Consider the following 19,685-nt stretch of genomic DNA (forward strand, 5'->3'; position numbering starts at 1 on the left):
CTGTGGGAGCTGAGCTTGCTCGCGATGCAGACGACTCGGTATGCAGCCTTGAACCGAGTGATCGTTATCCGTCGGAACGCCCCACCTCTGGATTCACAATCACCGTACATGTGGTGCCCGCCGACAGCAGCACGTCGGCGGGCACTTCATCCAGATGAATGCGCACTGGCACGCGTTGCGCCAGGCGCACCCAGTTGAAGGTCGGGTTGACGTCGGCGATCAGTTCACGGCTCTCCGGATTGTCACGGTCATAGATGCCGCGGGCGATGCTTTCCACGTGACCTTTGAGCAACTGACCGCTCATGAGCTGCATGTCTGCGGGGTCGCCGACGCGGATATGTGGCAGTTTGGTCTCTTCAAAGAAGCCGTAAACCCAGAACGAATTCATGTCGACGACGGCCATCTTCGCTTCGCCAATGCGCGCGTAGTCACCGCGATGCACGTTGAGGTTGGTGACATAGCCGTCTACCGCTGCCAGCACCCGCGTGCGGCGCAGGTTTAGCTCGGCAGCTTCAAGCCCGGCCAGCGCCAGTTGATAATCGGCCTGGGCCGACACCGCGATGTTGCTCGCGTCGTCGCGGCTTTCGGTTGAGATCACCAGATTGTCCATGTCGGCACGACGCCTGGCGTTGACCTTGCGCATCTCCCAGGTGGCCTTGCGTGAAGCCACCAATGCCTGCGCCTGCTTGACCGCCACCTCGTAATGCTCGGGATCGATCTGCATCAACAGGTCGCCCTTTTTGACCTGTTGGTTATCACGCACCGGCACATCGACCACTGTGCCGCTGACGTCAGCGGCGACATTGATGATATCAGCGCGCACCCGACCATCCCGGGTCCAGGGCGTGTCCATGTAGTTGACCCACAAGGTGCGGCCGATCCAGATGGCCAGTGCCAGAACCAGTAACGTGGCGATCAGACTGAAGAGCTTTTTCATCAGGGCTACTCAAGAATCAACGGTAAACGGTCAGCGCCATTGCGCCGAAAATGCAGGTAAACAGGCTCAGACGCAGCAACGCCGGATGCCAGAAAAACCGGTACAGATCAAATCCCGCCAGCAGTCGGTCAAGTGCCCAGGCAAGCACCAATGCGATCAAAAACAGGACGGTCACGCTGGGCATGTACAGGCCATGAAAAGCAATTTCACGAGGCATGAGTCAGTCCTTGCTGATGACCTTTGCGGGCATGCGCGGCCAGAGGTGATTGAGGGTCCAGCAGTGACGAGCGGATGAAGTGCAGATAGCTCTTCACCCGACGTAGCACCGAGGTATCAAAGTGAGGCGCGAATGGTTCGTCGCTGCTTTGCACACGATTGATCGCGTGATCAACGGCTGCCAGTGCGCGCTGCCAGTTGCTGTGATCCGGCTGGATGAACAAACGGATCAGCGCCCTGCCCATCACCCGGATCGCTACACGCCAGGATTGCCACGGCGCATACGCCGGATGAACCGGGAGGATGTCCTGTTCGCGACGCAGCTCGATGATTGCGTGGCCGATTTCCAGTACCACGAACATCCAGCGCAGCAATTCACGTTGCACCAACGGCTTGCCAGCGGCCAGACCGTAGGCCTGATGCATGAGGTCGCGGGTCTGGCTTTCGAAACTGGAACCCAGACGATTCAGCGGCGCGCTGATGGCGAACACCACCTGACGACGCAAATCGCCCTCAAGCCGCTGCCACATCCAGCGCGCGTTGGGCGGCAAGATGATCGCGCCCGCAGCGGCACACAGCAGCATGCCAATGACCATGGCGATGTAGTCGTTGATGAAGGTGTAAGGGTTGTAGATCGTCAGGTTGTCCGGCACTGAGCCGATGCTGAAGAAGATCAGCAATCCAAGCCCGTAGCCCGACCACTGCGGCCGCGAACCGAGGAATGCACCCAGCATGAACACTGGCGCAAGGCTCAGGCACAGCAGCGGGAAGCCATCGATGTTCGGGAAGATGAAAAAGGTTTCGATGAAGCCCAACACGGCTCCGAGCAAGGTGCCGCAGGCCATCTGAAATGACATACGGCGCGGGTTGTTGGTGGTGGATGACAACGCCACGGTGGCTGCCGACACGAGAATCATGGTTGCGCCACTGGGCCAGGCGGTCGCCACCCAATAAGCACTCATGATCGCCAGAATGAACGTGGCCCGAATGCCTGCCGCTGCCGCTGTCATCCAGCTGGTTTTGGGCAGGAACGCTTCTTCCCACTTTTCCCGGATGTGTTTGTGATCGGCCAGGGAGGCGTGGGTCTGAGCATAGTCGTGCATGTCGCTGACCAACCGGTACAGCAATTCGTAAGCGGTGTGGAAATCCAGCAATTCGGCTTCGCTGGGTTGGATGTCTTCCAGAGCGGCACGCTGGGCACGTACCCTCTCTGGCAGCTCTGCCTTGAAGGCTTCCAGTTGCTGAACCAGTTGCGCGGCATCCTCTGGGGTCAGAAAACGATTGGCGAAACCGTCGAGCAACTCGGCCAGGGCTGTGAGGCCTGGCTGTGCAGCGATGAATACCCGGCTAACGCCATCGCTTCTTACGCGCTCGAGCAACTGGTGCAGCGCGTTGAAGCGGGTGGTGATTGCCATGAACTCACTGTTCAGGCGGTTGAGTCGTCCGTTACGACGGCGCATGTGGGGATCTTCAAAAACCGTGACGCTGCGTAGTCCTTCCAGGCCGATGGCTTCTGCGACAAAGCGCACGTTGCCGGTTTCAAATGCATCCCGAGGGTTAACACCACGCAGGCCATCGGCGACGAAACGAGCAAATATGCCGAAGCGTGAATACAGCGCGTTACGCATCGCCGCGCCCGAGCTTTGCGGCAGAATCGCTGCGGTGACGGCCGTGGAGCAAACGATGCCGAGGCTGATTTCCAGCACGCGCCACACGGCCGCCATGAACGAGCCTTCCGGGTGTGCCAGTGCAGGCAGGCCGACCATCGCAGCGGTATAGCCCGCGAGCACAAAACCGTAGGCGCGAAAGTTTCGATAACGCGCCGCACCTGCCGAACAGAACCCCACCCACAGCGCGAGGCAGCCGAGGAACAGTTCGGAATTCTGCGCAAACAGCGCCATCAGCACGACCATTACCGTGGAACCAGCCAAGGTGCCGAGCAGGCGATAAAAGCTTTTGGCAAAGACATGGCCGCTTTGCGGTTGCATGACGATGAACACAGTAATCATCGCCGTGCGCGGTTGAGGTAATTCCAGGCGCAGGGCCAGCCAGTAAGTGAGGAATGCGGCGATCAGCACCTTGAAGATGTAGATCCAGGTCACCCCGTCGCTGCGCGCCCAACTATTGAATTCCCGACGCCATGGGAGTTGGGTGATTCGGTTCAAGATGTCACATGCCTGTTGCGGCGAATCACGATCAATTGTGGGAGCGGTGCTTGCCCGCGATATTGGCGACACGGTTTTTCAGCTATACCGAGGTGCCTGAATCGCGGGCAAGCACCGCTCCCACAAGTACAGCGTTCGCTTGAGGTATTCACCGTCTGGCTATAGCGGGCATGCCCTGTTTTACCGGCAGGATCGCACTCCCCGGTAAGAGGCAACTTGTTGGCGAGGCGGTCGAAGCGGCGCGTCGTATGAAAAGCCTCGCGAACAAGTTCGCTCTTACCGGGATCAAGGCGTTCAGTGGAGATATTCATTGGCCAAACACCGCCAGTGTGGCCGGCGTTTTCGGTGCCTGGGTTTTATCTTCGGCCGGTGTATCGCTGCCCGCGTCCAGGCCGCCGCCCAGCGCTACGACGAGTTCGGCATGGGCGCTCAGGCGGGCGGCCTGGACTTGTTGTTGAACCTGCTGCTGACGAAACAACAGAGTCTGGGCATTGAGCACGTTGAGGTAATCGGTGAGCCCGCGCTGGTAAGCGATCATTGCGATGTCGTAAGTCTTCTGCGCCGCAGCCACCGACTCGCTGGCGAACGCTTGTTGTTTGTCCATGGACTCACGGCGGATCAACTGATCGGAAATGCTCTTGAGCGCGGTTATCAGCGTCTGGTTGTACTGCGCCACCGCGAGGTCATAACCGGCAGAGGCTTCCCCCAACTGTGAACGTAAACGCCCACCGTCAAAGATCGGCAAACTCACCGCGGGCCCGGCGCTGTAGTTGAATTTTTTACCCGTCAGAAATTCCAGCATGCCGCCACCTGTGGCCATGTAACCCAGGTTGGCGATCAGATCGACGTTGGGATAAAACCCGGCATGGGCCACGTCGATACCGCGAGCCTGAGCAGCGACCGCCCACCGACTGGCCACCACATCCGGGCGCTGACCAAGCAATTGCGCAGGTAAAGCAGAAGGTAACTTCAGGGCCGTTTTGAGGGCCAGCGTCGGGCGATGGAGGTTGGCGCCCTCCCCCGGACCTTTGCCCGCCAGCGCGGCCAACTGATTACGACTGAGGGCAATGGCCTCATCCAGCGCGTCGATCTGCCGGTGGGTTTCCGGCAAAGGCGTTTCAGCCTGACTGACTTCAAAGTGGGTACCAATCCCGCCCTTCAAACGGCGCTGGGCCAGATCAAGAATCTGTTGCTGCTGGGCGAGCGTCGCTTCGACGATGTCGCGCTGGGCGTAATTCAATGAAAGCTGGATGTAGGCGCGAACGATGTTGTCCTGCAATTCGAGCTGCGCCTGACGTGCCTGGGCAGCACTCATGTGAGCCAGGTCAAGCGCCCGTTCGGATGCGTTGCTTTCCCGCCCCCAGAAATCCAGCGAGTAGCTCAACCCAAGGGACGCATTGTTGTCCCAGGTGGTGGTATTAGCGAGCGCGCCGGGACCGTAGAACTGATCAGTCGCCCAGTCATGCCGTTTGAGGGAAGCTTCACTATTGATGTGCAACGACTCGGCAGATTCAGCCATACCCGCCATTGCTTTGGCTTGACGAACTCTCGCCGCCGCGATGGCCAGACTCGGCGCTCCGGCAGCGGCCAGGTCAATCCAGTGATCCAGTTGCGGATCGTTATAGGCGTGCCACCACTGAGCAACAGGCCAGTGCGCATCCCGGTCGGCACTGCGTATGGCAGCGTCGGTCGTCAGGCTATCGACAGGCAAAGCCTTGCCTTGTGGTGCGATCCCGCCGGTTCCGATACAGCCGCTGATGACTAACGTTAAAGCCCAGACACTGAAGGGCGCGGCCCTTCTGATGATGCGACGCGGCACGGATGCAACTTCCCGACATAAGGTGAAATGACTCAGGTGCCGCGATTCTAGGGGCGCATCAACTCCCCGATAAGCCAGAAGAACTGTGAATCTTTGTTACAGAATCGGAGATAATCATCAGTCAGGCTGACATGCGTCAGTTACTTCGTGTCACAATTTGCCATCTCTCCAGAGAACTGCCCATGGATACCCTGCAAAACATGCGCGCGTTCAGTTGTGTGGCTCAGGCCGGAAGCTTTACGGCAGCTGCCGTTCAGCTCGACACGACTACCGCCAACGTTTCGCGCGCCGTCTCAAATCTCGAAGCACATCTGCAAACCCGTCTGCTTAACCGCACCACACGCCGAATCGCGCTCACAGAAGCCGGCAAGCGCTATCTCCTGCGGTGCGAACAGATTCTGGGGTATGTGGAAGAGGCCGAAGCCGAGGCCAGCGATGCTCATGCGCGGCCAGCCGGTCAGCTCAAGGTGCATTCGATGTCCAGTGTCGGTCAGCACTATGTGATCGATGCAATCGCCCGCTACCGACGCAATCACCCGGACGTGTCCTTCGACCTGACCATGGCCAATCGCGTGCCGGATCTGCTCGAGGAAGGCTATGACGTGTCCATTGTCCTGGCCAGTGAGCTGCCAGACTCGGGTTTTGTCTCGCAACGTTTGGGCATCACTTACAGCATCGCGTGTGCATCGCCGGAGTACGTCAAAAGCTTTGGCATCCCGCTCAAGCCTACTGACCTGCTCAACCACGCGTGCCTGCGATTGGTCAGCCCGGTGTTCCCGCTGGAAAAATGGCTGTTCGACGGCCCGGAAGGTCAGGAAATGGTCACGATCCATACCTCGCCATTTCTGGTCAACTCGGCAGACGCCATGAAGACGGCGATCAGCAGCGGCATGGGTGTGGGTATCTTGCCGATCTACTCTGCGATTGAAGGCCTGCGCAATGGCACGCTGGTGCGGGTCCTGCCCGAGTACCGCTCGCAGGAACTGAATCTGTACGCTATCTATCCGTCGCGCCAGTATCTGGATGCCAAGATCAAGACGTGGGTGGAATACCTGCGCGGCTCGCTGCCGGAAATCCTCGCCGCCCATGAAGCGGATCTGCATACACACGCCATGCGGTCCATCGCCTGATCGTTGCAATACCCTGCTGTAGGAGCTGACGAGCAACGCGAGGCTGCGATGGCGGTTCATCTGACACACCGCCATCGCAGCCTCGCGTTGCTCGTCAGCTCCTACAGGCCGATGTTTACGTCTCGACGACGGGAATGTTAGCGTGCTACTCATCTGTAACCCTTTATAAAAAGCGTGCGAGAGTAGCTACCCCATGAAAAAGACCGTACTTGCCTTCAGCCGTGTATCCCCCGAAATGGCCGAACGGCTGGAACAAGACTTCAATGTGATCGTGCCCGACCCGAAGCTGGGCGACCTGAATGCGCAGTTCAATGACGCACTGCCCAAATGCCACGGCATGATCGGCGCAGGTCGTCAGTTAGGGCGTGAGCAACTGGCAGCCGCCACTCAACTGGAAGTGGTGTCGAGCATCTCCGTCGGTTACGACAACTACGACGTCAGCTACTTCAACGAGCGCGGCATCATGCTCACCAACACGCCGGACGTGCTGACAGAAAGCACCGCTGATCTGGGGTTTTCCCTCATCATGAGCAGCGCCCGTCGGGTTGCAGAACTGGACGCCTGGACCAAGTCCGGTCAGTGGAAACGCAGTGTCGAAGCCGCACAATTCGGTACTGATGTTTACGGCAAGACGTTGGGTATCGTCGGTATGGGCAACATTGGCGCAGCGGTTGCGCGACGTGGTCGTCTGGGTTTCAACATGCCGATCCTGTACAGCGGCAACAGCCGCAAGACCGAGCTGGAGCAGGAACTGGGCGCGCAATTTCGCAGCCTTGATCAACTGCTTGCCGAGTCGGACTTCGTCTGCCTTGTGGTGCCGTTGAGCGAGAAAACCAAACACCTGATCAGCAGCCGCGAGCTAGGCCTGATGAAGTCCAGCGCAATTCTGATCAACATCGCCCGCGGCCCGATCGTCGACGAAGCAGCGCTGATCGAGGCCTTGCAGAACGGCACCATTCGTGGCGCCGGGCTGGACGTCTACGAGAAGGAACCGCTGAGCGAGTCGCCGTTGTTCAGTTTGAAAAACGCCGTGACCCTGCCACACATCGGCTCCGCCACCACGGAGACCCGACAAGCCATGGCGGACCTTGCCTATGCCAACCTGCGTGCCGCGTTGCTGGGTGAGAAGCCGAAAAACCTGGTGAATCCGCAGGTGTGGAAAGATTGATGTAGCCCTATAGGAGCTGCCGAAGGCTGCGATTGCGGTATACCTGAAAAACGCTTCGCAGCCTGCGGCAGCTCCTACAGATAATGCATTCCACTTACCTCAAGCCAGCTTCGCCCCCACCGGCACCGGCAACTTCGGCTTTCTGAACACCAACACATTCCCCAGCATGACCAACACCAGGCCCATTAACGCGGGTGCGGTCCATTGGTAGCCTTCGGCGAACGCCGAAATGTTCAGCGCCACCACCGGGAACAGCACCGTGCAATACGCTGCGCGCTCCGGGCCCATGCGGCCGACCAGCGTCAGGTAGGCGGTGAAGCCGATCACCGAGCCCGGAATCACCAGATACAGCAACGAACTGATGTAACGGGTCGTCCACTCGAAACCGAACGGCGTACCGCTGAGCAAGCAATACAGACTGAGCATCCCGGCGCCGTAGAGCATGCCCCAGGCGTTAGTGGTCAGCGGCCGCAGACCGGCTTTCTGCTGCATGCTGGAAAGCATGTTGCCGGCCGAAAAACACATCGTACCCAGTAACGCCAGGCCAAGGCCCATCAGGGTCTCGTGGCTGGCGCTGTGCCCGGACAACTCAGGCCAGAACATACAGCCCAGACCAATCAAACCCAGCGCACCACCGGTCAATACGTTGTGCGCAATTTTCTGTTTGAAGAACACCCGTGCATTCAGGGCGTTCCACAGGGTTGCGGTGGAAAACACCACCGCAATCAACCCGCTGGGAATACACTGACTGGCCGTGAGGAAACACATGAAATTAATGCAGAACAGGCACAGCCCCTGCGCGACGCAAAGCATGTGCCCACGCTGATTGACCTTCTGCAGCTTGCCGCTGAGCAGCAGCATCGCGAACAACATCAATGCCGCGAGGCCGAATCGGTAAACGATGGAGACCGCGATTGCCACTTCGCCCAGCTGCAACTTCAGAGCGATCCAGGTGGTGCCCCAGATCAGGACGGTCAGCAAATAAAGCGAAATGTTCATGATGCGGCTCCCGATTTGAGCCGTCATTCTGCGGCGAGCATGAACCGGGCATTTGCATAATCTTGCGCATTTGTTTCAGCGGTGGCTGGCAGAGAGTGCTGTAAAGCGTAGGATGCGAGCCATGCCAGCCATCGAATCCATCCAGGTCTTCCAGGCCCTTAACAGTTCCCCTCATGCTCAACTGGAGCAGAGCGCGGTGCTGGGCGATGGTTTGGTCGCGGCTTTGTGGAACAACCGTCACGATTCTCAGGAGTATCACGGCCCGAGCCACCATACCTTGTCGTGCTACATCGACGGCGGCACGGGCACGTTTCGTCGCGACCGCCCCGATCAGAAAGGCAGCCCCAACAAGCTTTGCACCCTGCCCGCCGGGCACGAATCAGCCTGGGTGATCAATGGCGAGATTCGTCTGGCCCACCTTTACATCAGCCCGGAACAGTTCGCCCTGGGTTGCATCACCCTGCTGGACCGTGAACCTCGTGAGCTGCAATTAAGGGAGAACACGTTTCACGATGATCCCGAGCAGGCCCAACGCTTTCGCCAGTTGATCCAGATGAACTGGAGTGAGCCCGGCGAGCGCCTGCTGACCAGTAGCCTGGCTCATGAAATGCTCAGCCGGGCCTTGTTCGACCAGGTGGGCATGCGTGAGGGTTTGCGTTTGAAAGGAGGGCTGGCCGCGCATCAGCGCCGACAGTTAGTGGATTTCATCGAAACCCATCTGGCCGAACCTCTCAGCCTTGGGCAACTGGCGGGGCTGTGTGCGCTGTCTGAATACCACTTCGCGAGGATGTTTCGCGAAAGCTTCGGCTTGCCGCCCCATCAATACCTGCTGGCCCGACGCCTCAACCATGCCCGACAGCTGCTGCGCACGACTCGCATGGCGTTCGGGGCAATCGCGATCGAGTGCGGATTTGCCAGCGCCAGTCATTTCAACAATCGCTTCAGGCAGGCAATGGGCGCGACGCCGGGGGAATATCGATTGGCGTTTGTCGGGGGGAACACGACGCCCCGGTAGGAGCCAACTTGTTGGCGAGGCGTCAGACCTGTGTATCAGAAATATCGTCTCGCCAACAAGTTGGCTCCTACCGGGAAAATCTGTGCTGCGCCACAGCGCGGTATCAAGCCAACAATCGATTAATCAAAATCAGCGGCCCCACCAAAACACCTGCCGCAGCAAGCACCAACACCAGCCGCGGCTGGAACGGGATCAGGAACACCAGCAGCAACGCGCTGCCCATCAGCGCCGCGCACCACTGCACCAGCCCCAAGCCCAAAGATGTCGACGCCAGCGCCGCCCAGAGCGAAAGGCACAGACACAGCCAGCCAACGACCTTCAGCATGCGACTGCGGCTGGCACTCAGCCTGCCGTGCAGCAACTCGCCGTAATGTTTGGTCATGGACAGGCACAGCGCGGTGAAGCCCACGTAGCACAGCAAAGTCGCCAGCAACATCAATGCACTTCCCCTTCAAGTCGACCTGTTGATAAAGGCCGCTCGACCACAATGGGCGGCACCTGGCGAAATTTCTTTGCGCCCCAGGCCATGAACAACCCGGTAAACAAAACGGTGAGGTCGAAGCCGATCAACACCCAGTCCTGATTCTGCAGCGAAGCCAGCAGGTAATTGCCACTGGTGACGATGTCCAGCAACGGCAAACCGGTAAACAATACCGCGCCCAGCATCAACTGCTCACGCCATGCCTGACGGCCTTTGCGCAATAGCGCATGCAGCACTGAAAAGCCCCAGACGCTAAAGAACAGATTGATCTCCCAATCACTTCGCTCGGCCAGCCCCACCGGCAACAAGCGATTGGCCCAGAAGAATGCAGCCACGGCGATCATCAGCCCGGCCATACCGGCAATGTTTAACACTTCCACCAGTCGCAGCTCGAAAGGCAAGACCCCGGTTGTGGCATGCTTGACCTGCCGCTTGGCCAGCCACATCACCAGTCCGGTGCCAATCATGGCCGTTCCGGCAATGCCAAACACGAAGTACAGCCAGCGCAATAAAGGCCCGGCGAACTCCCCAAGGTGCAGCCCGTACATGGCGCCGGACACCAGCAATGGTCCGGAGCGCTGGGTCGGCAACGTCAGCACCTCACCACTTACCCCGTTGAACACCACGTTAATACCCGGATCGTGAATGACGCTGCTGCCAGCACCGGGAGACACCACGACCGTTGCGGCTGCATCACCCGGGTTATAGACCACCAGGCGCCCCACCTCTTTATCGGGCCATTGTTGCCCACCCGCGCGCACGATCGGCGCAAGGGGTGCCAGGGCAGCAGCCGTACCGGTTGCCTTGGTGATGTTGGTATTCGGAAAAACATCGGCAAAGAACGCCTGAGTGTCCTTGCCATAAGAGGCCACGATGCTCGCCGGCATGACCAACGACATGAAGATCACCAGACTGCTGTAAGTGATCATCAGGTGAAACGGCAACGCCAGCACGCCGATTGCGTTATGCCCGTCCAGCCAGGAACGCTGCCCTTTTCGCGGACGAAAAGTGAAGAACTCCTTGAAGATTTTCTTGTGGGTGATGATCCCGGTGATCAGCGCGATGAACATCAGCATCGCCGCAATAGTCGACAACCAGCGGCCCCATGGATGCGGCATTTGCAGCTGGAAGTGGAACCGGTAGAAAAACTCTCCGCCCATGCTGCTGCGCGTCTGGATTTCTTCGCCGGTTTGCGGATCCAGGCTCTTGCGCATGAATGCGCCACGCTTGCCCTCTTGTTCTGCGGTCTGCCACATCAGCCCCAAGGCAGGTTTGCGCTCATCGGGCAGATCGATAAACCAGCGCGTGGCATTCGCCGCATGTTGCTGCAGATAAGCCTGGGCCCGATCGACACTGGCCTCGGTATCGACCACCCGTGCCGGGATTTCAGGATGAGTCCAGCGGTTTATTTCGTCCTTGAAGTAGGACATTGTTCCGGTCAGGAATATCGCGAACAACAGCCAGCCAAAGACCAGACCAATCCAGGTGTGCAGCCAGGCCATGGCCTGACGAAAACCTTCCTTCATGACAACCACCGCCCCAGGCCGAAAACGGCCGCCAGAATGGCAGCGGGCAGCAGGATGCCCGCCCAGGCGCGCCAGGCAGTCCGGCAGGCAAAGCACCAGATCACTGCAAGCAAGTAAGCCACAAACGAAAGCATCATGCCGGTGACAACGGCATCAGCCCGGGACATCGGCACCCACTGGCTGATGCACACGCTGCTCAGCGCAGCGATCAGGTAACCGCCGAACAGTGCAGCGACAATGCGCGAAGTGACCGCCAGCCGATACATCAGTGAAACACCGGCAGCTTTGGCTTTTCGCGTTGATTTACGGGCTTGCGGAGCGTCCATCGTCGCGTCGTTCATCAATGCGCAATCGTCAACAAAGGACGTCGCACAGTGAAACATAGGCGTTGAATCGGCATGGGGTAAGTCCTGATCGGGGGGCTATCGCACGTGACATTTTCTGACGTCGCGCACGAACAGAACGCAATATTAATGATAAATATTCTCATACGCAAAAGAGTCTGCCAGAATCCGCGCAATTAAATGGTTCATCGCGGACTGCAGCACCCATGTCTATCGCCCCATACGCGCTTAACGAAACTGTCGAAGGCCTGTATTACGCCCATCACAATTGGCTGACGGGCTGGTTGCGGCGTCGTCTGGGCTGCCCGCACAGCGCGGCTGATCTGGCGCAAGACACCTTCGTCAAAGTCCTGCTGGCCCGCGATACGCCTGAGATTATCGAGCCCAGGGCGTTTCTAACCACCATTGCCAAGCGCGTGCTGTTCAACCACTACCGTCGACAGGACCTTGAGCGCGCCTATTACCAGACGCTGGCGGAAATGCCCGAGTGTGTCGCCCCTTCGGAAGAAGAGCGGGCAATCATTCTGGAAACCTTGCTGGAGCTAGACCAGTTGCTCGATGGTCTGCCGGTTGCGGTCAAGCAAGCCTTCCTGTTGTCGCAAGTCGATGGCCTGAGCCACGGAGAAATCGCCGCGCAACTGGGTATTTCCATCGCCACGGTGAAGCGTCATTTGAACAAGGCGCTGCTGCGCTGCTATTTCGCCTTATGAATTCGAACGGCGAATCCCTGAACAAATCAGACATCGCACCGGCCGTGGCCGAGCAGGCGGTGAGCTGGCTGATCGAAATGCAGAGCGGCACCCTCGGCCCGTTGCGCCAGCAAGCCTGGCAACTCTGGTTGAACAGCAACACGGAACACCAGCGGGCGTGGGCGCATATCCAGCGGGTCAACCAGCGCCTGAGCGGGTTGTCCTCTCCGCTGGCACATGCTGCTATCAACGCGCCAAGATCCAGCGGCCGACGTCAGGCGCTGAAACTGCTGTTGCTGCTGGGCGCTGGCTCTGCGGCCGGCTGGGGTTTGCGCGATCAGCTCTCGTTGCAACCGTTGCTGGCCGATTATCACAACGGGGTCGGCGAGCAGCGCAAGATCGCGCTGGACGATGGCAGTGAAATCCACCTGAATACGGCGAGTGCCATCGACCTGCGCTTTGATGCTCAGCAACGCCTGATCAAGTTGTTGCAAGGCGAGATCCTGCTGACGGTGGCCGACGATCCACGTCCGCTGAATCTGGTCACGGCCGAGGGCAGCGTTCGGCCGATGTCGGCCGCCAGCCGTTTCGATGTGCGCCAGTTCGACGGTAAAACCCAACTGGCGGTGTTCAGCGGCACGGTACAGATCACCCCGACGACGTTCACCGGTCCTGGCTTGCAGTTGCAGGCCGCCCAGCAGGTGGTGTTCAACCGCAATACGTGGGAACCGGTGCGGGCACTGGACGCCAACAGTGGCGCGTGGGCCGATGGCATGCTGGTCGCCGCGCACATGCGCCTGCAGGACTTCCTCGCCGAACTGAGCCGCTACCGCCGCGGCCATTTGCAATGTGACGCGAAAGTGGCGGACTTGCTGATTTCAGGAAGTTATCCACTGGCCAACAGTGAGCGGATTCTGGACTTGCTGGAGGTTGCTTTGCCGGTCAAGGTCAAGCGGTTTACCCGGTATTGGGTGAGTGTTGAGGCGCGGGTTTAGCACCAAGTTCATTAAACAACACGCATTTGAAATGAAACGAGATCCCTGTGGGAGCGAGGCTTGCCCGCGATAGGGCTGGATGCGATCTAACATGAACCTTGCCTGGCCTTATTGCGGGCAAGCCTCGCTCCCACATAGGCTGCGTTCCAACCGGAATAATTATTTTTCAAAACCGGTGAGCCGTTTTCGGTTCCTCGCGTGACAGACAGGGAAAGCACCTTAATCCTCTCGCCCAAGGACTCCCTGTATGTCAGTTCGCCCCAGCCGTTTGTCCCCCCTGTCCCGCTCGTTGCGGCATATCGTGTTTGGTGCCGGTCTGTCGCTGTGCAGCGTGCCGCTGTTGCAGGCGGCTGATGTCGGCAGCAAGGCGTATCACATTGCCCCGAGCGCACTGGAAACCGCACTGAATCAATTCGGTCGCGAAGCAGGTGTCCTGATTTCCTTTGGTTCGCAAATCACCAGCGGTCTGCAGAGCCGGGGGCTGGAAGGTCAATACACCCCTGAGCAGGGGCTGGCGGCGTTGCTCGAAGGTACCGGCCTGCAAGCCAGTCCCGATGGCCAGAATGGCTTTACTCTGCAACCGGTTAGCGCACAGGGTAATGGTCCGATTGAGCTGGGTGCATCCAACGTCGTCGGTGACTGGCTGGGCGAAGCGCAACAAACTGATGTCTTCGAGCATCCAGGTGCGCGGGACGTAATCCGTCGCGAGGAAATCGAGCGCATGGGTGCAAGCTCAGCACGCGAAGTGCTCAATCGCATCCCGGGCGTCAACGCTCCGGAAAACAACGGCACCGGCAGCCATGACATGGCGCTGAACTTCGGCATACGCGGCCTCAACCCGCGTCTTGCATCACGCTCCACGGTGTTGATGGACGGTATCCCGGTGCCCTTCGCGCCTTACGGTCAGCCGCAGCTGTCCTTTGCCCCGATCAGCATGGGCAACATGGATGCGGTGGACGTGGTTCGCGGTGGCGGCGCGGTGCGCTACGGCCCGCAGAACGTCGGCGGCGTCGTCAACTTCGTGACCCGCGCCATCCCTGACGAACCCACCCTCAAAGGCGGTTTCCAGACCGAAACCAGCCCTTCTTCCAGCCACGATGGCTTCAAGACTACGGGTAACGTGTTGGCCGGTGGCACCGCCGACAATGGCCTGGGCGGCGCGATTCTGTACACCGGCGTTCGCGGCGGAGACTGGCGCGAACACAGCGACACGCAGATCGACGACCTGATCCTCAAGGGTAAATACCAGATCGACGAAGCCAACAGCGTTAACGCCATGGCTCAGTACTACGAAGGCGAAGCAGAGATGCCGGGCGGCCTCAACGTTGCCGATTACAAAGACGACCCGTACCAGTCGACGCGCTTGAAAGACAAATTCTGGGGCCGTCGCACCATGGTCAATTTCGGCTATCGCTACGAAGAAGACGCGCGGGTTTTCACCGCCAATACGTTCTTCACCAAAACCCTGCGCAGTGGTTATCTGGAACAAGGCAGTTTCGTGTCGCTGTCGCCTCGCGAGTACTGGGTCCGCGGTCTGGAAACGCGCTTCTCCCAAGGTTTTGCGCTGGGTGAAACCTGGCACGAAGTCGGCGTCGGTTACCGTTACATCAACGAAGCCGGCCATGAGATGCGCTACCGCGAGAACACTGTCGATAACGTCCTGCCGACCACTGGCAGCCGTTTCGACCGCGATACCCGAGGTGCCACAGAAGCCAATGCAATCTACATCGATGACCGTATCGACATCGGCAAATGGACCATTACGCCGGGTATTCGCTACGAGATGATCGACACCGCGCAGTCCGATAACTTCAACAACCGCAAATACCAGGGTGACTACAAAACCGCCCTGCCCGCGTTGAACGTGCTGTATCACCTGACCGATAGCTGGAACCTGTACGCCAACACCGAAGGCTCGTTCGGCAGCGTGCAATACAGCCAGATGTCCAGCCGCATCGCAGGGGGTGAAGTCAAACCCGAGAAAGCGCGGACCTGGGAATTGGGCACGCGCTACGACAACGGTAACCTGCGTGCAGAGATTGGCGCGTTCCTGATCAACTTCGATAACCAGTACGAAACCAACCAGACCGACAGCAGCGTGATCGCCCGTGGCGAAACCCGTCATCAGGGTATCGAGACCAGCGTCAACTATGCGTTGGCTGGCCTGAATCCGGCGCTGGCAGGGTTTGATGTGTACGCCACGTATGCCTTCGTCGATGCGACGATTCGTGAGGACGGTCCGAACAAGGGCAACCGCGTGCCGTTCGCGTCGAAACACAAAGGCACTCTGGGTGTGGCGTATACCGAAGGCCCATGGAAGCTGAATCTGGACAGTTCGTACCAGAGCGACCAATTCGCCGACAACGCCAACACCCAGGCAGAAACCGCCAATGGTGCTGCGGGCAAGATCCCGGGTTACATGCTGTTCAGCACCCGCGCCGCCTACGACTTCGGCCCGCAATTGTCTGATCTGAACGTGGCCGTCGGGGTGAAGAACATCTTCAACCACGAGTACTTCACCCGTTCGTTTGACGACAACAACCGCGGCAAATATGTCGGCGAACCGCGCACGGTGTATGTGCAGACCTCTGTGGCGTTTTGATACATCGCGTCGCCTGCATCGCTGGCAAGCCCGGCTCCCACAGTGATCGTATTCCCCCTGTAGGAGCCGGGCTTGGTCTGAGCGGCACTCCGACGATGAACGATAGCGCGGTGTGGCTTATGACTGCGTCTCATGCATCGCGGGCAAGCCCGGCTCCCACAGTGATCGCATTCCCCTGTAGGAGCCGGGCTTGGTCTGGGCGGCATTCCGACGATGAACGATAACGCGGTGTGGCTTATGACTGCGTCTCATGCATCGCGGGCAAGCCCGGCTCCCACGGTGATCGCATTCCTCTGCAGGAGCCGGGCTTGGTCTGGGCGGCATTCCGACGATGAACGATAGCGCGGTGTGGCTTATGGCTGCGTCTCATGCATCGCTGGCAAGCCCGGCTCCCACAGTGATGGCTTTACCAACGATAGGTCGCACTGGCCTGCACGGTGCGTTGCGAGCCATACCAGCACCAGCCATAACCGCTGCAGGAGGCGACGTATTCCTTGTTGGCCAGGTTGGTGATGTTAAGCGCCAGGCGCAGGTTGTCCATCGGGTTGTAGAGGCTTGGAATATCGTAGTGCGCTGATGCGTCGAACAAGGTGTAGCCAGGCACCTTCAACGAGTTGGCAGTGTCACCCCAGGTCGAGCCGACATAACGTGTCCCACCGCCAACACCGAAGCCTTTCATCTGACCGTCACGGAAGGTGTAATCAACCCAGGCGGAGGCGGTATGACGTGGAATAGCCACAGACGTCTTGCCTTCAGCCGACTCGGTCGGACCGTTGGCAATGCCACTTCCCGGCGACACAACCACGGTGTTGTTCGATTTGGTCGTCCTGTTATCCAGGTACGCATAGGCCGCCGTGATGTCCAGGTTATCACTCAGGCTAGCCTTGCCTTCCAGCTCGAAACCTCGGGATTGCACCTCACCGGATTGCACCTGACACCGTGCACCGTTACACCGAGGCGCTGGATCCGGGTCGGGGGTCAGCACATTGGTTCTACGCAGATCGAAGATCGACGCGGTGATGAAGCTGTTGCTCCCTGGCGGCTGATACTTGATACCCAGTTCGTATTGCGTGCCTTCGGTTGGATCAAACGGTTTATCACCTAAACCGGTGCCCGATTGTGGCTCAAAGGATTCGGAGTAGCTGATGTAGGGCGCCAGGCCGTTATCGAACAGATAGACCAGCCCCAGACGTCCGGTAAAGGCTTCAGCCTCGGTCGCGCTTTTGGTTTTAACACCGGAGGCAATGGTCGTAGAGCTGTTAGTACTGTCTGCCCAGTCATAACGACCTCCGGCAAGAAACACCCATTTGTCCCATTTCATCTGCTCTTGCAGATACAGGCCTTTTTGTTGGCTGCGGCCTGTGGCGTCGGAGACATAAGGAGGCACTGTCACTGGGCTGCCGTAGACGGGGTTGAAGATATCCAGAGAAGGCCCGGAAGAACCTAATCCGCCGGACGCTTTGGTGTGAGTGCTAGTGTTTTGATAATCGCCCCCAAACAGCACAGTGTGTTGCAAAGGCCCCGTGGCAAATTTAGCCTGGACCTGATTATCAATGGTGTATGAATCGATATTGGCATCAGTCGCTATGACGCTTCGGTTCAAGGTGCGGAAATCCGATTGGAGAGAGCTGTTGTAGATGCTGCGATAGAGCCCCTCACTGCGCATGTATCGAGTGTTCTGACGGATCGTCCAGACATCATTCAGGTGATGTTCAAAGAGGTAACCAAGCGCGTAATAATTACGGTCGCTTTTCTCGAAATCCTTCTCCCCGTCATAAAAATCGACGTCGATGTCACGACCGGTCGGGCTTCTCAATACCGAACCAAACGCAGGAACGGCACCATACGAAGCACCCTTCGGATCAGCCTGGTAATTAGCCAGCAGCGTCAGCGACGTATCCTCACTCGGACGCCAGGTAAACGCCCCGGCGATGGACTGGCGGCGGGTTTCCGTGTGCTCGACCTGCCCGTCGGCATCGTCGTATAAACCGGAAAGCCGGTAGGAATACACACCTTGATCATCAATCGGGCCGCCGAAATCGAAGGTTGTACGCTTCTTGTTGAAAGTGCCGTACGTCAGGCCGATTTCGTGAAACGGGGTTTCGGTCGGCAGCTTGCTGACCATATTCACCACACCGCTGGGGCTGGCCTGTCCATACAACACGGACGACGGGCCACGCAGGATTTCGACGCGCTCCAGATCAAATGCATCCTTCTGCGGTGAAGCATCTCGGCTGCCCGGCATGCGCAGGCCGTCCAGGTATGTCGCAGGCGAAAACCCGCGAATGCTCAGTTGATCCAGACGCGAAGCGGTCGCACCGCGAGTCTCCGGCACAACGGCTGCGGTATAACGCAGGATCTGATTCAGGCTCTGCGCGCCCTGCGCAGTCATCTGGTCCTTGGTCACGACCGAAATCGATTGCGGTGTTTCGATCAACGCGGTGTCGGTCTTGGTACCGGTGCGGCCGCGGGTTGCCACGTAACCGGAAACCGGCCCCGAAGCTGTTTCGCTGCGCCAGGCCCCCTGAATATCCGTCGCCCCCAACTCCAAGGCCCCTGCCACGGCCTCGGGGACGGCTTCAATGCGATAACGATTGGCCGACAATGCCGTTGCCCGTAAACCGCTGCCTGCCAATAAGCGTGCCAGAGCGACATTAGTATCGAAATCACCCTGCAAGCCAGGGCTGCGCTTACCACGAGTGAGAGCCGGATCGAAGGCCAGCGCCAGACTCGCCTGCTCGGCCAGGCTGTTCAGTGCCTGGCTCAGATCACCGGCCGGAATCGAAAAATTTCTTACCGATGCCTGCGCGTTCGGCACGGATTCAGCAGCGTTGAGCGGCGCAACGGCGAACGCCATGACGACGGCCAGAGCCAGTGGTTGCAGAGAATGGACAGCGCGTGACATGGACAATCCTTGGCTGGGAAATGAAGTACTCCTAGCCATGACGCACGCGCGAGGAAAACAGACAGTGAATGAGATGGATTAACATTCAAATACTGCACGCCTGATTTTTTGCCGCGAAATATTTCTTTCACGCCGGGGTTGAATTGTTCCTCCAGAAGCGCCAACACTGTGACTGAGGCGGACAAAAATGAACCTCCTGAACAGGAGCCCTGTCCGATCTCACAAGAGCAAGCCTTAGAAGGGAACAACTATGCAAATCCAGGTCAATTGCGATAACCACATCGAAAGCAGCATCCGACTGGAGGAGTGGGTACGTACCACTGTTGAAAGCACGCTCGAACGTTACGAAGAGGATCTGACCCGCATCGAAGTCCACATCCGCGATGAGAACGGTGACAAGCCCGGCCCGCATGACATGCGCTGCCAAATGGAAGCCCGACCAAAAGGTCACCAACCCATTTCCGTAACTCACAAGGCCGATACCCTGGATCAGGCCGTAGATGGTGCCGCAGTCAAACTTGACCATGCCCTTGAGCATCTATTTGGCAAATTGCGCAAAAAGCGCGCAGGAGCCCCGGTCGTTGACGACTCAGAGCTTGAATCGGAAAACCCCGACGCTCTGTTGCAAGAAGAATTTCTGGAGAAGGAGCAGGAAAAAAGCGTCGCCCAATTGGGTTGAGCCACGCATTAACCT

Annotated in this window: 16 protein-coding genes; 7 read left to right on the top strand and 9 right to left on the bottom strand. The window is 58.6% G+C overall.

Annotated features, from left to right (window positions below; genetic code table 11):
* Nucleotides 1-64: 64 nt before the first annotated feature.
* The 4 genes from K3169_RS23885 to K3169_RS23900 form a co-directional block, all read right to left on the bottom strand.
* Nucleotides 65-937, bottom strand: coding sequence for an HlyD family secretion protein (locus tag K3169_RS23885; protein WP_027900197.1), 873 nt, complete (start codon nucleotides 935-937; stop codon nucleotides 65-67).
* 16 nt (nucleotides 938-953) lie between these two features.
* The gene (locus K3169_RS23890; RefSeq protein WP_099270435.1) at nucleotides 954-1,154 is read right to left on the bottom strand and encodes a DUF1656 domain-containing protein; all 201 of its coding nucleotides are present in this window, start codon (nucleotides 1,152-1,154) and stop codon (nucleotides 954-956) included.
* On the bottom strand, nucleotides 1,144-3,321 hold the full coding sequence (locus K3169_RS23895; RefSeq protein ID WP_263272355.1) for an FUSC family protein: 2,178 nt from the start codon (nucleotides 3,319-3,321) through the stop codon (nucleotides 1,144-1,146). The genes K3169_RS23890 and K3169_RS23895 overlap by 11 nt, the downstream gene beginning before the upstream one ends.
* Before the next feature lie 304 nt (nucleotides 3,322-3,625).
* Complete coding sequence (locus tag K3169_RS23900) at nucleotides 3,626-5,137, bottom strand: efflux transporter outer membrane subunit (protein WP_263268306.1); 1,512 nt, start codon at nucleotides 5,135-5,137, stop codon at nucleotides 3,626-3,628.
* Nucleotides 5,138-5,319: 182 nt separating this feature from the next.
* Here K3169_RS23900 and K3169_RS23905 point away from each other — a divergent pair, with 182 nt between their 5' ends.
* Together K3169_RS23905 and K3169_RS23910 are read left to right on the top strand one after the other, a co-directional pair.
* Nucleotides 5,320-6,267, top strand: a complete 948-nt coding sequence (locus tag K3169_RS23905; RefSeq protein ID WP_027900201.1) for a LysR family transcriptional regulator — start codon at nucleotides 5,320-5,322, stop codon at nucleotides 6,265-6,267.
* Between the two features lie 193 nt (nucleotides 6,268-6,460).
* Nucleotides 6,461-7,435 carry a 2-hydroxyacid dehydrogenase gene (locus K3169_RS23910; protein ID WP_263268309.1) on the top strand — a complete coding sequence of 325 codons (975 nt, stop codon included), beginning with the start codon at nucleotides 6,461-6,463 and terminating at the stop codon, nucleotides 7,433-7,435.
* A 99-nt stretch (nucleotides 7,436-7,534) separates the two neighbouring features.
* On the opposite strand, the gene K3169_RS23915 is transcribed toward K3169_RS23910, so the two are convergent.
* Complete coding sequence (locus K3169_RS23915; protein ID WP_263268311.1) at nucleotides 7,535-8,434, bottom strand: DMT family transporter; 900 nt, start codon at nucleotides 8,432-8,434, stop codon at nucleotides 7,535-7,537.
* Nucleotides 8,435-8,555: 121 nt separating this feature from the next.
* Between K3169_RS23915 and K3169_RS23920 the strand changes: the two genes are divergently transcribed.
* Nucleotides 8,556-9,449 carry an AraC family transcriptional regulator gene (locus K3169_RS23920; RefSeq protein WP_231675405.1) on the top strand — a complete coding sequence of 298 codons (894 nt, stop codon included), beginning with the start codon at nucleotides 8,556-8,558 and terminating at the stop codon, nucleotides 9,447-9,449.
* A 103-nt stretch (nucleotides 9,450-9,552) separates the two neighbouring features.
* Here K3169_RS23920 and K3169_RS23925 read toward each other — a convergent pair whose 3' ends face one another.
* The 3 genes from K3169_RS23925 to K3169_RS23935 are packed head-to-tail and all read right to left on the bottom strand — an operon-like array spanning nucleotide 9,553 to nucleotide 11,797.
* Entirely contained in the window at nucleotides 9,553-9,885 is a 333-nt protein-coding gene (locus K3169_RS23925; protein WP_263268313.1) for a DUF3325 domain-containing protein, read from the bottom strand.
* Entirely contained in the window at nucleotides 9,885-11,456 is a 1,572-nt protein-coding gene (locus tag K3169_RS23930) for a PepSY-associated TM helix domain-containing protein (protein ID WP_263268315.1), read from the bottom strand. Before K3169_RS23930 ends, K3169_RS23925 begins: the two co-directional genes overlap by 1 nt.
* Entirely contained in the window at nucleotides 11,453-11,797 is a 345-nt protein-coding gene (locus K3169_RS23935) for a DUF3649 domain-containing protein (protein ID WP_406643781.1), read from the bottom strand. Before K3169_RS23935 ends, K3169_RS23930 begins: the two co-directional genes overlap by 4 nt.
* 209 nt (nucleotides 11,798-12,006) lie before the next feature.
* On the opposite strand from K3169_RS23935, the gene K3169_RS23940 reads away from it, so the two are divergent.
* The 3 genes from K3169_RS23940 to fecA all read left to right on the top strand — a co-directional run bounded on the left by K3169_RS23940 (nucleotide 12,007) and on the right by fecA (nucleotide 16,086).
* Nucleotides 12,007-12,510 (top strand): sigma-70 family RNA polymerase sigma factor, encoded by a 504-nt coding sequence (locus tag K3169_RS23940; RefSeq protein WP_099270445.1) that lies wholly within the window; start codon nucleotides 12,007-12,009, stop codon nucleotides 12,508-12,510.
* Complete coding sequence (locus K3169_RS23945) at nucleotides 12,507-13,484, top strand: FecR domain-containing protein (protein WP_231675402.1); 978 nt, start codon at nucleotides 12,507-12,509, stop codon at nucleotides 13,482-13,484. The genes K3169_RS23940 and K3169_RS23945 overlap by 4 nt, the downstream gene beginning before the upstream one ends.
* Nucleotides 13,485-13,731: 247 nt before the next feature.
* Nucleotides 13,732-16,086, top strand: a complete 2,355-nt coding sequence (fecA, locus tag K3169_RS23950; RefSeq protein ID WP_263268318.1) for a TonB-dependent Fe(3+) dicitrate receptor FecA — start codon at nucleotides 13,732-13,734, stop codon at nucleotides 16,084-16,086.
* A 406-nt stretch (nucleotides 16,087-16,492) separates the two neighbouring features.
* Here fecA and K3169_RS23955 read toward each other — a convergent pair whose 3' ends face one another.
* Complete coding sequence (locus K3169_RS23955) at nucleotides 16,493-18,991, bottom strand: TonB-dependent siderophore receptor (RefSeq protein WP_231677647.1); 2,499 nt, start codon at nucleotides 18,989-18,991, stop codon at nucleotides 16,493-16,495.
* A 250-nt stretch (nucleotides 18,992-19,241) separates the two neighbouring features.
* Between K3169_RS23955 and K3169_RS23960 the strand changes: the two genes are divergently transcribed.
* Entirely contained in the window at nucleotides 19,242-19,670 is a 429-nt protein-coding gene (locus K3169_RS23960) for an HPF/RaiA family ribosome-associated protein (protein WP_027899583.1), read from the top strand.
* Nucleotides 19,671-19,685: the final 15 nt, after the last annotated feature.

It is taken from the genome of Pseudomonas phytophila (genome assembly GCF_025643095.1).
In the GTDB taxonomy this organism is placed as follows: domain Bacteria; phylum Pseudomonadota; class Gammaproteobacteria; order Pseudomonadales; family Pseudomonadaceae; genus Aquipseudomonas; species Aquipseudomonas quasicaspiana.